At 50.9% G+C, this 15,908-nt stretch carries 12 protein-coding genes; 11 read left to right on the top strand and 1 reads right to left on the bottom strand.

Features of this window, described 5'->3' with window-relative positions; translation table 11 throughout:
- Positions 1 to 5 precede the first annotated feature (5 nt).
- The 10 genes from sctT (at position 6) to QN359_RS15135 (ending at position 11,788) form a co-directional block, all read left to right on the top strand.
- Positions 6 to 806 carry a type III secretion system export apparatus subunit SctT gene (sctT, locus tag QN359_RS15180; protein ID WP_322248920.1) on the top strand — a complete coding sequence of 267 codons (801 nt, stop codon included), beginning with the start codon at positions 6 to 8 and terminating at the stop codon, positions 804 to 806.
- The gene (locus tag QN359_RS15175; RefSeq protein ID WP_322248919.1) at positions 793 to 1,938 is read left to right on the top strand and encodes an EscU/YscU/HrcU family type III secretion system export apparatus switch protein; all 1,146 of its coding nucleotides are present in this window, start codon (positions 793 to 795) and stop codon (positions 1,936 to 1,938) included. The genes sctT and QN359_RS15175 overlap by 14 nt, the downstream gene beginning before the upstream one ends.
- A gap of 157 nt (positions 1,939 to 2,095) precedes the next feature.
- Complete coding sequence (gene sicA, locus QN359_RS15170; protein WP_322248918.1) at positions 2,096 to 2,629, top strand: type III secretion system translocator chaperone SicA; 534 nt, start codon at positions 2,096 to 2,098, stop codon at positions 2,627 to 2,629.
- 10 nt (positions 2,630 to 2,639) lie between these two features.
- Entirely contained in the window at positions 2,640 to 4,442 is a 1,803-nt protein-coding gene (gene sctE, locus QN359_RS15165; protein ID WP_322248917.1) for a type III secretion system translocon subunit SctE, read from the top strand.
- Between the two features lie 72 nt (positions 4,443 to 4,514).
- On the top strand, positions 4,515 to 5,621 hold the full coding sequence (locus QN359_RS15160) for a hypothetical protein (RefSeq protein WP_322248916.1): 1,107 nt from the start codon (positions 4,515 to 4,517) through the stop codon (positions 5,619 to 5,621).
- A gap of 219 nt (positions 5,622 to 5,840) precedes the next feature.
- The gene (locus tag QN359_RS15155; protein ID WP_323493320.1) at positions 5,841 to 7,283 is read left to right on the top strand and encodes an IpaD/SipD/SspD family type III secretion system needle tip protein; all 1,443 of its coding nucleotides are present in this window, start codon (positions 5,841 to 5,843) and stop codon (positions 7,281 to 7,283) included.
- Positions 7,284 to 7,308: 25 nt separating this feature from the next.
- Positions 7,309 to 7,641 (top strand): acyl carrier protein, encoded by a 333-nt coding sequence (locus tag QN359_RS15150; RefSeq protein ID WP_322248914.1) that lies wholly within the window; start codon positions 7,309 to 7,311, stop codon positions 7,639 to 7,641.
- An 83-nt stretch (positions 7,642 to 7,724) separates the two neighbouring features.
- Entirely contained in the window at positions 7,725 to 9,263 is a 1,539-nt protein-coding gene (locus QN359_RS15145; protein WP_322248913.1) for an IpaD/SipD/SspD family type III secretion system needle tip protein, read from the top strand.
- Between the two features lie 194 nt (positions 9,264 to 9,457).
- Complete coding sequence (locus QN359_RS15140; protein ID WP_322248912.1) at positions 9,458 to 10,489, top strand: hypothetical protein; 1,032 nt, start codon at positions 9,458 to 9,460, stop codon at positions 10,487 to 10,489.
- A gap of 120 nt (positions 10,490 to 10,609) precedes the next feature.
- A complete protein-coding gene (locus QN359_RS15135) occupies positions 10,610 to 11,788 on the top strand; it encodes a hypothetical protein (RefSeq protein ID WP_323493590.1) in 1,179 nt (392 codons plus the stop codon).
- 122 nt (positions 11,789 to 11,910) lie between these two features.
- Here QN359_RS15135 and QN359_RS15130 read toward each other — a convergent pair whose 3' ends face one another.
- Positions 11,911 to 12,363, bottom strand: coding sequence for a hypothetical protein (locus tag QN359_RS15130; RefSeq protein ID WP_323493322.1), 453 nt, complete (start codon positions 12,361 to 12,363; stop codon positions 11,911 to 11,913).
- Here QN359_RS15130 and QN359_RS15125 point away from each other — a divergent pair.
- A complete protein-coding gene (locus tag QN359_RS15125; protein WP_323493321.1) occupies positions 12,356 to 15,496 on the top strand; it encodes a hypothetical protein in 3,141 nt (1,046 codons plus the stop codon). The two genes, QN359_RS15130 and QN359_RS15125, sit on opposite strands and share 8 nt — an antisense overlap.
- Positions 15,497 to 15,908 lie beyond the last annotated feature (412 nt).

Below are 15,908 nucleotides of genomic sequence, written 5' to 3'. Positions count from 1 at the left end.
TCCCTATGCTTGCAACGCTGCACTCCCTCTCATCCGAAGCGACGCTCTGGCTCACTTCGCTGGTGCTGGCCTCGGCACGCATGGCCCCGGTATTTTTTGTCTTACCGTTCTTAAATACCAGTGTGCTCACCGGGGTCATGCGTCAAACCGTCATCATGGTGGTGGCCATTGGTTTGTGGCCGCATCCGGTCAGCGCCTTGGCACCGATTCCAGCCGTCACCATGCTGACTATGATCGCCGGCGAAGCCTTGATCGGCATCGTGCTGGCATGCTTGTTAAGCTGGCCGTTCTGGGTATTTCATGCTGTAGGCAGCTTCATCGACAATCAGCGCGGTGCCACACTCAGCAGCAGTATCGACCCGGCGAACGGTATCGATACATCGGAAATGGCGAATTTTTTCAATTTATTTGCTGCCGCTATCTACTTGCAAGGCGGGGGCATGCAATTGATGCTCAATATGTTTGCGCAGAGTTATCAACTGTGTGATCCCTTGCTTGCTTGTCAAATGCAGTTCCAGCCTCTGGCATCGGTGCTGACCAGTTTTATGGGGCAAGCCTTGGTCTTGTCCAGTCCGGTAGTGATCGCCTTGCTGCTGACCGAAGCCTTGCTCGGCTTGTTGTCGCGCTTTGCACCGCAGATGAATGCCTTCTCGATTGCGCTGACGGTCAAAAGCGCAGTGGCCCTCATCATGCTCTTGCTTTACTTCGGCCCGCTCTTATCGGGCGAGGTAATGAATCTCCGGCGCGATCCGGCTACCCTGTCGAATTGGTTCACCGTACCAAAGGCTAACGATGGCAGCCAGTAAAAGCGAACTACCTACCGAGAAAAAGAAAAGTGACTCGGCCAAGAAAGGGCAATCATTCAAAAGTCGTGACCTGATCACTGCTTGCCTGTTGCTGTCTGGCTTAAGTTTTGTAATCTGGTATGTGTCTTTAAGTGAGCTCATGCTCTTGTATCGCGAAACCATTGCTAACCAATTCAAGCAAGGTATCGCCGAATACAGCGGGCAGGTGTTGTGGCTGAGTTTAAAAATTATTCTCCCTGTCGTTGGCGTGTGCCTTATCGCATCGGCCTTGCCGACTTTGCTGCAAACGAAGTTTGTGCTCGCTTTCGACGCGCTCAAGCTCAATTTTGACGCGCTCAATCCCGTCAATGGTTTTAAAAAAATGTTCAGCTTGCGCACGGTTAAAGAGTTGGTCAAAGCCTTGCTATATCTGTCGGCATTTTGCTTGGTGGTCGTGCTGTTTTTCGACAAAAACAAAGCTTTACTGCTAGCGCAAATCCATTCGAGTCCAGCGCAACTGGTACCGATCTGGCGCGATCTGCTCATGAGCCTGTTGCTCACGGCGCTGCTCTGCATCGTGCTCATCATTATCCTCGATGCCTTGACCGAGTACTTCCTCACGATCAAAGACATGAAAATGGAGAAGCAAGAGGTCAAGCGCGAGCACAAAGAACAAGATGGCGACCCCGAGATCAAACACCGACGCCGGGAATTCGCGATGGAACTGTTATCCGAGCAAGTCAAGAGCGATATCGAAAATTCCAGTGTTATCGTCGCCAACCCCACGCATTTGGCCATCGGTATTTACTTCAAACCCGAAATTGTCCCTATCCCATTTATTTCGGTGATCGAGGCCAATCAACGTGCACTGGCTGTTCGTGCTTACGCTGCCAAGGTCGGTGTACCTGTGGTGCGAGATATCGCTTTGGCGCGCAGATTATATAGAAAACACAGTCCGTATTCCTTCATCAATACCGAAGAGCTTGGCGATATTCTGAGAATACTGATGTGGTTGCAAGAAATGGAACAGTTGGGCGGTAACCAGGCTGACCCGGATCCGCGTAGCGATGAAGAAATGGAGGCTGATTTCAGCGCCGAGTCCGAGCCGGATAACACGCTCGGCAGTGCTGAAAATCGAAATAAAGATCAATGAAGCAGGTAAGGGAAGTAGGTTTGCGTCGTTGTAAAAACACGCTTATTTTATGAAATAAAAGTTTGGGCGATTTCTGAATGCTTGTGCTGAAGATAACTGTTTTAATACTACTCAGCACCACTAAATCGCTACAACGATATCTTGGTGAAAGAAAAAAATGATAGTAAATGATGATCAATTGGCGACGGATGAAACAGCAAAACTGATTGTGGAGGCAGTAGAAAATGGTGCCACGCTCAAAGACCTGTATGGAATTTCCGATGAGATGATGGATAAGTTGTATGCACTTGCCTACGATTTTTACAGCAATGGTCGGCTTGATGATGCTGAAAAATTCTTCCGTTTTCTCTGCATTTACGATTTCAATAATTCGCAATATTTAATGGGTTTGGCAGCCGTTGCGCAACTGAAGAAGAATTATCAGAAAGCGATAGATTTGTACGTGTTGGCGTTTGCCTTGGCTAAAAATGATTACGGCCCAGTGTTTTATACCGGTCAATGTCATATGTATTTACAGCGGACGGCAAAAGCCCGTCTGTGTTTTGAGTTGGTGTGTTTGCACAGTCACGAAGAGACCTTGCGCGCCAAGGCGAGTGCCTATCTGGAAGCATTGCAAGATGTGCAAGCGACCGAGGCAAGCGAAGAGTCCGACGTGGAGTTGTCCCCCGATGGGGATTTATTAAAAAAATGAGGTAGTCACAATGGGTTCTCCTGTTAGCAGTATTAGTGGTGCCGACCGCATACGTGCGAATTCGGAATTATTTTCAGCGGCACAGCTCAGTGTGTCGGCTGGTGAGGGTTTGGCTAAAGCCAGTCAGATCAGTGCCAGTGAAATTTATGCCACGCAGTTTATCGATGCGCGTGATGAAGCAGAACAGGCTGCAGCACGCGAAAATTTCGAGCGTCCGGTATTGGTTCGTCCTAAGCCGGAAGCCGAATTGACGAGCAATGCCAAGTTCACGCTTTTGATTGCGCAACTGATGGCCTTGATCGGTGAAATCTCCATCAACGAATTGATGAGTCGTTTTGCTATCTTCAAAAACTTCATGGAAGCACGTAACGCCAATCTTGGTCAGTTATCGGCAGCGGCTACCAGTGCGGTTGCCGCTGAGGCGCAAGCCCTGCTGGCATTCGAGCAAGCTGTGATGGTGATGGAGGAAAAGAAAAATGCCCATGAAGAGGCGAGGCTGCGTATGGCGAAGGCGGAAGCTGAAGTTTCTGCCGCTGCCCCTGGTACGCCAGAGCGTCAGCAAGCCGAACTCAATCTGGCGCTTGCTGCCAGCGCCTTTGCTCAAGCTCAGGCGGCCAAGCTGGCGGCCGAAATGGCCGGACGTTCAGCGCTAAGCAATTATGAACAAAAAACCGCTGTGGCTACCCAGGCGCTAGGCCTGACCAATGCGGCTGTTCAGTTGGTGCATACGCAGCCTATCAAGGAAGCCAACGAAACTAATCTGACCAGTTTGGCGCGTATGACCTTGCTCATGGCAAGCTTCATCGAACTGGTTGGAAAAAACAGCGAGTCCACGCTCAGAAACAGTTTGTCTTTATTTGAGGCTATGCAAGATGCGCGTAAAGCGGCCATGGAAAAAGCCGCCCGTGAATACGATGCGGAAGTGCGTAAGTCGGAAGAGACTGCACAGTTCGGCGGTTGTATCGGCAAGATCATCGGCGGTTTGTTGGCTGCAGTGATGGTGATAGCCAGCATAGTGACGCTAGGTGCAGCCACCTCTTTGGCCGCCTTGGTGGTGGCTGCTGTCACGCTGGTCGTCGTTATTGCCGATACCATAACCTCGCTGGCGACTGGGACCTCGCTGACAGAGCGCATATTGGCACCAATCATGGAGCCGCTGATGAAGAATGTCATCATGCCCTTTATACAGTTCGTCGCCGATATCATCAGTAAAATCCTTACCGCTTTTGGTATCGATCCTGAAGCCGTCGAAAAAGCCGCTAACATCATCGCCTCAGTCGTGGTCGCCATTTACCTCGTCGTTGTCGTGATTGTTGTCGCGCTGATTGCTAAAACTGCGGCAACTAAATTCATGGATATGTTTGGTACTGTCATTAAAGAAATGATTGTAAAAATTACGCCACAAGTCGTCATGCAACTTGCCAAAAGTGCTTCCGCTAATGCCGGCAGTTTCACAGTCAAAGCACTGACATCAGTTGGTCTCAAAAGCGATCAAATCGCACTGCAAATATATGTGAAAAATCTCAGCATCGCGCAATCCTCGCTCAGTCTTGCCGTTACCGGTACACAGGTTGGCACGGGCATGGCGCAAGGTGCTATTCAGGAAGAAATTTCTCGCTTGCTGGCAGAATTATTCTACTCTCAAAACAGTTCCAAGCAGCTCAGCGAATTTATGAAAGGTGCGTACGATCATTTTTCGACAGTTCAAGAATTTTTGCTGAATGCCTCGCGTGACTTGTCGACCATTGCAGTAAATAGAACTGAAACCGGTTTGATGATTTTAAATGGTGCGCGTCACGCGGCGCGAGCTTAAGTGGCGTTGAATATAACGCCGATGGCGGCGTCATATTTAGTTGGTTTAACTGATTTTTAAAGGAAAATTAAAATGGGTGCAATTGGAAATGCGGTAAGAGTCGTCGATTTTTCTGGTGTGGCAGCGGCGGAAAGTGCCGGTAAATATGCTGGGGTGATCACGTCGACTGTCGGCGAGGGGGGGCGTACTACTGGCACGTCTGGACAAAATCAAGCCATGACTGCAGTGGCGCGTGAAGCGATATTGCGTGCCGGAGTAGATTCAGGCTCAGCGCAAAAGCCCCTGTCTTTCTTCGCTGCGGCACAACCGGAATTGCTCAAGCCGGTAACGATGTTTAGTGGTGCGCTGGCACCAGCGCAAGAAAAAGGCTTGCTTGAATTGATCAGCCAGTTCGGCTTGCATGATGCTTCCAGCGAAATGATGGCAGCCTATTTAGCTTTGCAAAAAATGCGTTTGACCACGGCAGAAATGTTTGGGCGTTTCAATGTCATCGGCGAGCAATTGGCGAAACTTGCCGGTGAATCGATTAAAAAGCAAGGCGTCAGTACCGCCATCAGCGCTTTCGTCTCCGGTTCTATGCAATTCGCCGTGGCCGGTGCCGGTGTGGGGATGCGTATTAAATCGGCTAAGCAAGATATTGCATCGATCAATACAAATAAGTTGCCTGCCGCAGAAAGCAGAAAGACAGGGAAGGATGTCGGTGTCGCAAAAACAGTTAAGCCGGAGAACAATTCTGAGATGCTGGAAAACAAAATAGATACTAGCCCGAAAAATGTCAGTCAAAAGGTTGATCACGCGAATCCCATTGATGATGCGAAGCAAGATGCGGCAAAGCAGGCGGCGGAAAGGGCTGCTGACGTTGAGGTGAGAGACATTGATCATGAGCTGGCTTTGGCGCGGAGTTCCAAATGGGCCCATGCCGGCGATGGCATCAACGGCAGTTCGCAAATGTTTGGCACGATGGGGCGCAGCGCTGGCGATATCGAAGTGACGGCAGAAAAAATGCGAGAAGAAGTGACGCGTGCCAGTAATAGCGCCATGATGAACCTCGCCGGGCAGACGGGTGAAACGAAGAGTTCTGAGGGCGCTTTGCTGGAAAAAATGATGCAAATGATGGCGGAATTTGACAAGTCGCGTGCCTCCACCATGGCGGCGATCGCATCGAATATTCGCGCCTGATGCCGAATGGGCAGGCGAGTACAGACACGCTATGTTGGCAACGCTCAGATCGCGCTCAGATCGCGCTTAGTAGTGATGAGGCGGGTCTGGACGCACAGGCGATACTCAGTTGGTAACTATCTGAGGTCTGGTTTATCGCACTGCCCATCGTCTTCTTTTTTTGCGCAGCGTGTGCCCCCCACGCTGTGTTTTGAATTACTGTTTTAGTGAGAAAAGATTATGTCAGAAATAAGCATGTTCACCGTCACACCTCGCCTTAGCAATAACATCTTGTTCAGTGATGCAGCGTCGGCGACGCTGAAGACCAGTGAGCCGAGTGTGAATCTCGTCGCTGTGCCGAAATCAAATACTGCCGTTCTGAACTATGCGGCGCAAGCGAGTAGGGCGCTCGATACCTTGTATGGTGCAAAGTCGGCAGCAACTGGCACCGCCGCGAATGTGTTAGCTCAAACCCAACTGGCACAATCGATGGCTGCGCTTGATGCCCTTGCGGTTCCGGTGCCAGCCACGGTCAGCGATGCCGTGGCGATGGCGCTCAGTGCCAGCACAGGTACAGCGCAGACCAGCGGGCGCTCTATCTTTACCGATCCGCTGGTGCCCGCCGATCCCTTGACGCCGGCAATGGAAACGATTTACCAAGCATATTTAGTTTTCGCTGGAAAACTTCAGGCATCAGGCCCGGTAGTCGGCGAGCCGGTGGCCGACTATCGGGCTCGTCTTGAGGCGCTCAAGAATGAGTATCATGGCTTGGCCTTAACTGAGCGGATGATCTATTCTGACGAATTCGAACAGTTTTTAATTCTCAATGAGGCCATGGGTTTGCCGCCAAATACCTTGACGATAGTCAGTTTGATGGCGTCTCCCGCTCCTGGTGCTCCTGAAATGTTACTGCCATTTGCCTCAATTGATACCAGCATGATAGACCAAATGTTGAAAAAAATTGAAGGGCAAAGCGGCACCATCATCTTTCAGCATTCTGATACCAGCAGCATCCAACTTTGGCAAGAGACCGCCGAAGCGATGAGTAGCATCAACAATAATTACCTCAATATTTACCAAGATAGCTTAGGTAAATATAACGACTTCAATGCCGAATTCAGCGACATCGTCTCGAACATGACCAGCATGGTGGAGCGTGGTATCAAAGAGGGGGAAATCACGTTCAGGGTTGGTATTCTTTATACACAACTCGCAGCGCTGAAGGCGAAGTACTCGTTTGATACCAACGATCCGCAAGGTGCCGCCAGTCAGGCTGCCCATATTTTTACCGGCAGTGAGGCGGAAGCCAAGGCGTGGGCTAAGCGTTTGGGTATGCCAGAATCGACGGTCGTTGCCATCACCTCGCCCGGTAGTGTAGGTTTGTACTCGGTAGTGCTCGATACGGCGCCGATCAGCAGTCTGCTCAATTCACTCAGCGGCCTTGTATTTGGCAGCGGTTCCACTAGTCCGGTCGATAGCACTATGCGGCGAGAGTTGACGTCTGCGAATTTTTCACAATGGCAAACGAGTTTCGATACTCAAAGCGAACGTGTCAAACAGGGGCTGAGTGCTATGAGTCAGAAATACAGTTCCGCGCAAAGCAGTTTCGATAACATGATACAGGTGTTGAGTAAAACCATACCGGCCTTGGCCGATACGGATAAGACATTTTTCCAAATTTAATTGATCGCGATAAAGGAGCATGATCATGCTTGCAATGTATGAGCAACAGACGAGCAATCAAGAGCGCGTATTGGCATTGATTGCAAAACATTTTAATGTAAAACGAGCCGACATCAGCTTGACTGCAAGCTTGGTCAATCACTTTTATCTCGACTCATTGGAATTGCTCGATTTTGTTTTGGCGCTCAATGAGGCGTTTTGTATTGAACTGCCGGCCGCCAGCTTAAGCGCGAGCATGACAGTGGCCGACTTATGTGAGGAGGTCGAGCAATTGCTACTCGATCAGGATATTGTCGTCGATTTGCCAGCGATGACGAATCAAATTTTTTTAGCACGTTTGGCCCGAGTCCGTACTTAAGTACATACGAAGTGGCGTCACTATGAAGGTACCTACCCTTATGCTGACGCCTGATTGTCGACCTATGAATGTGGATAAATGAGATGGAAACAGTTGTCAGTAGTCCGGTAAGTTTTGCGCTGATGCGCGTTCCCACGGCTGTAAATAGTGCTGCAAGCACTGTTGTAGAAGCTGATGGGCAAGTTGCTAACAGTGAGCAAACCAGCGCAGTGCATGCGCCGTTAGTGAATCCGGCCATGGTCGCGGCCTCGGTGCAAATGCAAAAAGCCATCGCCACCCTGTTTGATGTGCCACATGCCGCGCTTGATTCGCCGGCGCTTCGCATCGCGCAATTGCAATTCGATGGTGCTATGGCCAGCTTTGATGCACTCGGCGTCGCCGTACCCTTGCCGCTACAAATCAGTGTCAGGCAGGCCGACTCGGCGTTGCGCGCTGGGCCTGAAGTGCTGCTCACCACAACACAAGCAGGACTTGCGCGCGCTGCGCCAATGCTTGGCGCGTCTTTACCGGCATCACGGGCTCTGAATTTGAGCGCGAACGATTTGGAAATGCTCCGCGATGGCTATGCCGCCTACGAACAGCAACTTGCCGCCATTGAACTTGTCTCCGGTGATACCTACGAAGCCTACCGGCAGAAATTGGAAACCCTGAAGGCAAGCTATTACCATCAAGCGTTCACGGCACTGCCTCTGTCGCGTCCGCTGTATGTCAGCGATGATCTCAATCTGATCAATTTGGCTTTGGGTTGGTCTGTCGGCCCCTCCGTGTTCAACAGCAGTTCCGAGTTAGTGGCCGGCCCCTTGATTTATCTCATCGACGATCCTATCGGTGGCATCGTGATTGTGACCATCAATACGGCACGCATTGATACCTTGTTAGCAGAAATAGCGGGCAAATCGGGTGTCTATTCATTCTTCAATCATTCCTCCACCAGCAGTGTCGCGCTGTGGAGAGAAATTGCTGCGGTCATCAATAGTATCAATCTCAATTATCTTAAGCGCTACGAAGTAGCGGTCAAAAAAAGTACCGTTTTTTACAAAGCTTACAGCGACATCGTTTCTTCCATGGCGAGCATTGTCAGCACTGGCGGAAAAGAAGGCGAAGTGAAATTTAAAGTAGGCGATCTGTATCAACAATTGTTCGACCTGAGAAACACTTACGGCTACTCCCATGCCAACCCCAGCAATGAGGAGGGCTTGTTGTTTACCGGCTCGCAAGCCGAAGCACTGGCTTGGGCCAAGCGCCTCGGAATGCCAGAGTCAGTCGTCACGGCACCGCCCGGTGCCAGTGCCAGCGACCTAACTTGGACGGTAGCGATAAACATGGCACCGATTGATGCCTTGATGACGACCCTGAACCAAATGGTTTATCCCACTGCGACGGCGAGTCCGGATTTATCTGTTAATACCATCGCTGCCACGACCGAACTCACGCTCAGCGCCGCCGTGTTCAGTCAATGGCAAACCGGTTTTGATACCCAGTCGGATAACCTCAAGAATGGGCTCAGTGCCATGGGCCAGAAGTATAGTTCTGCGCACAATACCTTCGATAATTTAATTCAGGTACTGACTAAATCGATTCCAAGCCTGCTCGCGACCGATAAAACCTATCTGAAAATTTAATATCAGCAGCCGGCCACTGTCCGGCCTGCCGCTTCTTGCCCCACCCTTGTTAGTCATGCTGTTTTTGAATTACTTCGTCTTTGCTGTTGCCATCGTTGTGAAATAAATTTGCTCTGCGCGGCCTCTACTGCCGTAGCAGTTTACAGCTCGGAGCGCGCAGCTCCGTCTATTGATACTTCAAAGGAAATAGTTTCATGCCAATTACCTCCACGGCTCCGAGTTGCTCCTCGTATTCAGCTTCTTTGCAGTCAAATTCATCTTTGTCGTCGTCTTCGTCGAGTGGTGTTAGCTCTGCGCGTGCCGAAAATAGTACTGAGTTGTCGCCGCATGCAGCTACTGATCCAAGTGGGAAGGTAGGTAGGTCTAACTTCATGAAGCGTTTTTTTGGGGGCGACCGACCAGTAGTGAAATCGCCCACGACCGGCGATGTGCTTTCTCAAAAAATAAAAAATACCATTACAAATAATCAGGATACGTTTGATCGATTGACATTGCAAGACGATAATTTAAGCTTCGATTTTACAGCGCCTCCGCCAGAGGACGAACGTTGGAAAATTTTTCGCGTAGATGCGCGCGAGATACGTAGCTACGACCAAGAAAAATTTAAAGAACTTCACGAGGCAAAACGTTTGCTCGATCTTTTGAACTTAGCCCCAGGTGCTGAGGATGTTTATGTTAACAATTGCAAGCCGGCCGCTTTTGGTAAATCAGATATACGCAATTTTTCCACACTTTACTATGCAGTCATGCGCTTTTCAGAACATGTCGGTGACCATGAGACTGCAAAGAAGATGCATGAATTTGCGCGATCCTATGCTCAGTGCATTGCTGATCACGGCATGAGAAAAGACTTGGCGTCGTTTCATCCTGACCAAGGTCATGGGCCCTACTATAACCGTGTTCGTACGCTGGAAAATAAAGTACTGAAGCTGGTAGATAATCAGGTGGGACGCAATCGTAGTGCTTATGCGATCTCATTTGTTTTGAACGAAATTCCGGAATTTATTTGCTATAAGCTGGAGCAAAAATTGGGGCACCCTTTGCGTAAAGAAACTGCAGATAAAATTTTAAAAAAATTTGCTCGAGCATCATGGATAGAGATGACTGCTAGTGCCAAAGAGCATGATTTGGATTGCCAATTCCTTGGGATGAAAACTGTGCAGTACACGAAATTAGTGGTTTATTTCACCACACTTCCTAGGCTGTTTCCATCGGATATCAACTGAATACGCATATATTTTTTTTTTGCTATCAATTTTTGAAACAGGTGTGCCATGCCCTTCATCAGGAATATTTTTTCATCGCGGTCAGCAACTCCCCCCGTGTTGCCACCGCCGCAAAACGCGATGCCGGCCGCGTTACAGAGTGCGCGTCTGGCTAGCTGCGAATTACCACCGCCGTGCTATGAGGAATTGGTAAATCCGCCGGCCCTACGCTTGCGGCGTTCTGTCGCATCGGCACCAGCGGAATCCGAGTTCGCTGGCGTGTCTGCACCGCGACCGCTGCGACCTTTGAGTATGCTTAGGGTATCGGATGTGCTGGACCTTGCCAAGGGGACGGCCGGCGACAATGCCAAGCATTTCTTGAATATCCCCAATCTACCGACCGCGCCTCAGGCGACGCAGACGCAAATTTTGGCGGAGCAACAGCAGCTGCTTCCGACCTTTGATCTGTCACAAAATCCGCGTATGAATGACTTGATGCTGCGCGTTTTTGAGTGGTATTCCGCCGTGTGTTGGGGTATGCGCAATGAAATGTCACCGACACATTTTGAGGTGCAGCGCGACAGTACCGGCGCCGCCGTAGCGCCGCTGCCATTTTCCATGGGGGTAGGGCTGGAAGATACTTTGTTATTGCATCAAGAGTATCTGGTTCGAGGTTTGCGAACCTGCTTCAATTGTGATCGAAAAGCAGAGAAAGCCTACCGCAATTCTGAAAATGAGACGGCTAAAGGAGATATCAAGGAATTTTTTCTTATCCATACTTTGGCCACCTCACTCAGCGCGGCCGTCGATGACAAAGTCATGCAACAAAAGCTCGATGCCTGCGCCAAAGAGTATGCCGAGGTGATCACAAAATATGGTCTCGGCCCGGTCGGTACCCACTTCGGTACCGGCACTGCCCAATCGGCGGTAGCGTGTGTGGAAAAAAACTTGTTGGCCCTCGTGCGTGAGCAAATCGGTACTGATGTACGCTTCTATGGCAATGTTTTGCTGTGCAATCGATTCACTGCTTTTCTGGTGACACGTGCCGAGCATCTGCTCGGCGCGCGACTAAGTCCGCATAGTGCCGCCGCGATTCTGAATTGGATTCCGGCGCACGATTTCCTTAAAGCTTGCGATGAACGTAAACGGCATGCGCTCCACTGTGTACAGCATCGATCAAGATTAGCCGATATCAGTGAGGATCTTAAAATCGTATTCCTTTTGCTCAAGCGAGATTTTTATTTGGAAGAGGACGGCAAAATATTGCGTGGGTCAACACATCATCGATCGGCTGACACGGCCCATCCTTCCAAGTATTAAGAAAAACCTATCGCGTCGTCATTATCCTATCAAACTCGGTGTGCCAGCTTGTGTCAATCTGAGTATGAGAACTTTACTTAAACGGAGTGCATTATGCAAACGCAAGCATCAACAGCAGCAAGTCATTTACCCGCTTCACCGAATTTGAATAGTGTCCGCCGACAGCACTCTTCGGGTGCCTCGTCGAGTTCTGGATCAAGCGTTTCATTGCAAGACGCGTCTGAGCTGCACAATTCTGAGCAAAAGCCCAGCCCACGCGCCGACTCTGTCTCTTCTAAAAAATCCGGCAAGCTCAAGGCGAAATTATCTCGCTTTAAAAAAAATTTTTCTGAAGCAAAAACGGAGCGCAATGCTGCACAGGCGGCGCATCGGAACACCAAGAAACCTGATTTGACGATTGAACCGTCGTCAGGAAAATCCTTGGCGCACTCTCTCATGGAGAGCGATGCCGCAGTACTGAAAGCGGAGTTTGATAAGATCAACGCGCGTGGTTTTAGTACCGCGTATGTTTCTCGCGCGACCAATGACGAAGCAGAGGTCGATGGACTTACAGCCGCGCCGCATAAGGTGAGCACGGTGCCTGCTTATGCTGACTTTCCGGTCGACGGATTTACTCGCTTCTATACCGCACATTGTCTCAAGGAATTGCTATCATTAAATCCTGATGCAGCAGCGATTTGCAACGGACCAGATACATGGGCCTTCTTACAACCAGTAAAGCGCTTTGCCAATTCATATCATGTAATGATGTCGTTTGCGAAACGTCAAGGTGATCAGGAAATGATTGAGGCACTTGATATAGTTGCAAAGCAATTTCTTGCGCTGATCGTCAAAGATGGCTTTGGTGAGGATTCTGTGTTCCTCGGTCAATATAGCCGTTATTCTAACGAGTACAAAAGACTCACGCTTAAATTTGAAGGTTTGGCTAAAATTTTGAGTTGCGGCAGCAATTTCACCTTAGGCAACTCGGTACTGATTACCGAAATCATGCCACTGATTGTTTACTACATAGAGAAAAAGCTGGGTGGAGCAATCGATGAGGCGAGCCGCCAACGTATCTTGGGCATGATTGACCCTAAGGCTATGCTTGTGATGCAATCGACGCGTCAGATTCAGCTCGGCGAGCCAGACAAGTGGCTCACCTTAGAGAGTTTGTCGTATGATGTGATGGCGGTGGCGTCGATGATCGAATGTTTGCTCGGCCTGGTACCCGAGAATCCAGATGCTGCTGATATCGTGGTCGACCCGCCAGAGCAAGCTAAACCTTCGGCGCTCAACAGAAGTTCGTCAAGTTCATTGCCGCCTGTGCCGGTTGAAGCCGAGGTCGAGAACCCTGCTGCGGAGGCAAGAAAAAAAGTAAGGGCTCGGCCGAAACCCCATGTGGTGCGTAAGTATGTCGACAATAGCAAGGTGGCGCTCGATATTGTAAGTGTTAATTTTCCTACGGGCGGCGACTTAGCGGCGGCGGCTAATCCGTCGGTGCAGAAGGGTGATGCTGCGCCTGGGGTATTGAAAAAAGAACGCACTACCAAAGATGCGTCGACCCAGACTGTGTCGCAGGATGAACCGCGAGGTTTCGTCGATCAAAGTACGCAAACCGATGCGATCGACAGCGTCGACCGTGGCTCGGATGCGCGCTCCTCCGGCATTGGTAGTGATCAGATCAGCGGTACCGATGAGGCCGACGGTGACGATGAAGTATTTTATCCAGCACCAGATTTCCCCGAAACCTCAGAGCGACCGAACGGCCCGGCTCAAGTCGAACAGCCGGCGCCATCCGCGCGCTTTGTCTCGGATCTCGAACACGAAGTTGTGGCACCGGATAGTGGAGACGGCGAAACATTTATCTCTGAACTGAGCCACGAGATCGTGAAACCTGCGCGTTACAATGCCGTCGAATTCACACTGCCAATTGCTGTGTCGGCCGATGGGCCGCTTGACGTGCCTGAAAATGTAAGGGATGACGGCGCGATCCGTGGTGACGTGTTTGTTCCTTGGCGTGCGCAGTACTCGATGCCGGCCTTACGTGGTTACAGCGCGCCGAGTCTCAAGGGGCAGTTGGGGACATTGTGGCTGACTGAAATGCGGCGCGCCTTGACCGTTCACGATGCCTACAAAAATCTGCCGGCAGTACAGACTTTGAATGAAGTTACTCATCGCCTGTTGGGGCAATCGTGTATCACTACCACTCCCGCCCGGCTGCGCGAGCTCGATCCGTTTGTCAGTGTGTCTCAAAACGACCTGAATGTACTGAGTGCTGCCTTACGTACCCACCCACAGTTTTCCGCTGGGCTGCGGCGTATGGCGGCCGATTTTTCCGGCTCGGTGCTCGGACGTACTGCCAATGCGCCAGCCGATAGTTTATATCATGCCTTGATGAGTCAGTTGTTGCCGCCGCTGGCCAGCAAGTCCCTACCATCCTCGGCAGGCAAGGATGCACTGCCGGCGCACAATCAGGCTGAGCGTTCCGAGTTGCCGGGGCCGCGTGCCAGCGCTCTCGGTGCCAGCGCAAAGTTGTCCGATATCGTCACCACGCCGGAGCGTGAGCGTGAATTTGCGCCTGTCAGTCAAGCCGCTACTGGGGTAGGTAATGGCGGCAGTGACAAGGCTAACGCCACTGCGGCGGCCGCGCCATTGCGCCATGTGCTAGATGTGCCGAGCGAGTCGCTACGGCCGGAGCCCCCGGCACCGTTGACGCCTCAGCAGCAAGCAACGCGTACGGCGGCCGTCAATGAAATTCGTCAACCGGGCGGGTGGGGCACACTGTCATCCTATTTAGTTCCAGCCGTGTTGCGTTCTTGGCCGGCGATGCAGGACGTGCTCATGCCTGCTTTACCCGCTGTGGGCGCTGACGGTGACCAATTTTACCGCGCGGTTTTGCAGACAATTGGTCGGGATGCAACACAGCCGGCCATTCATGCCTTGCGTGATCAAGTCGCTGAGTTCGTCGGCTACTACTATTTATCGCACTGGACGCCGGCTTCGGCCAGCGCACCAAGTGCCCGCAGTAACGCCACGTTTGTCAGCAGAGTCAGCGAATTGGCGACAGATGCACCATCATTCGGTGCCGACGGTTTCGCCGCGACGGAACCCGAGAACGGCAGCGCGGGTGAGCTTGGCCCTGAATTTTTCAAAGCTTGGCGCCCTACTACGCGCGGCAATCGTCCCGCCAGTCGTTTCTGGTTAGCCGAGTTAGGGCGTGCTTTGACGCTCAATGAACAATACCGTGATACCCCGGTGGCACGAGAAATTCGGCAGATACAGGATCAATTTTTTAATCAGGCCAGTGCTACTGGCATCAGTCTGGCCACACCTCTCAGTCCGGCGCAACGTGCGGTGATACAAACGGCCTTTGCCGTCCACCCGCAACGGCATACCGGTTTGGCAGCAGTAGCGCGCGAGTTCGCCGCATCGGAACTTGGCGCAGTCAACTCGGCCAGAAAAAACACCCTGTATGCCAGCGTGATGGAAGTTTTACTGAGTGGAGAACAGCCTGATACCACAATGCCTGACAGTGTACCGCAAGTACATGCGCGCTCCGCTTCGTCCTTGCCACGGCTCGAACGCGATGCTGAGCGCGCGCGCGCCCATGTAAATCGCCAGTCACATCAAGCAGCGACACCGATGTCGGATATCTTACTAAGCAATAATGGCCGGCGTCGTAGTAATCAACTCGGTACCCGAGCTAACTGGGCGTATCGCACTTGATCATGTGTCGCAAAGCGGTACAAAAAACCGCCTTCATGGCGATGGCGGTAAGCGTGCCTGTCGTGCTTGATCGGTATGCCAGTAGTGTGTTTGTCGTCTACTTGTAGTTTGTATATGGCATCAATGATGCTGATTTTTGAAAATATTTTTAATGTAGCATTTACTTTGTATTAAGGAGGCCCTGTGGCTCTTTCTAATATTACTCTTGCTCCTGCCAAATCGGTTCAATCCGGTCTTCTTGCAGCAGAATCCCTCGACTCTGCCAAGCCGGAAGCCGGGCTTGCGCACAGTTTGTAGTGGTCAAGTTATTTCGGACACATCAATAGGTTTTTTTGCTGCCATTTCTTTTTCGTAAATCATGGGCGGCAAATTGCCCAGCGTTGAATGCAATCGTAAGCAGTTATAAAAGCCT

The sequence above is a fragment of the Undibacterium sp. 5I2 genome (genome assembly GCF_035019605.1).
In the GTDB taxonomy this organism is placed as follows: Bacteria; Pseudomonadota; Gammaproteobacteria; order Burkholderiales; family Burkholderiaceae_D; genus Undibacterium.
This window is presented reverse-complemented; position numbering and strand designations above follow the sequence as displayed.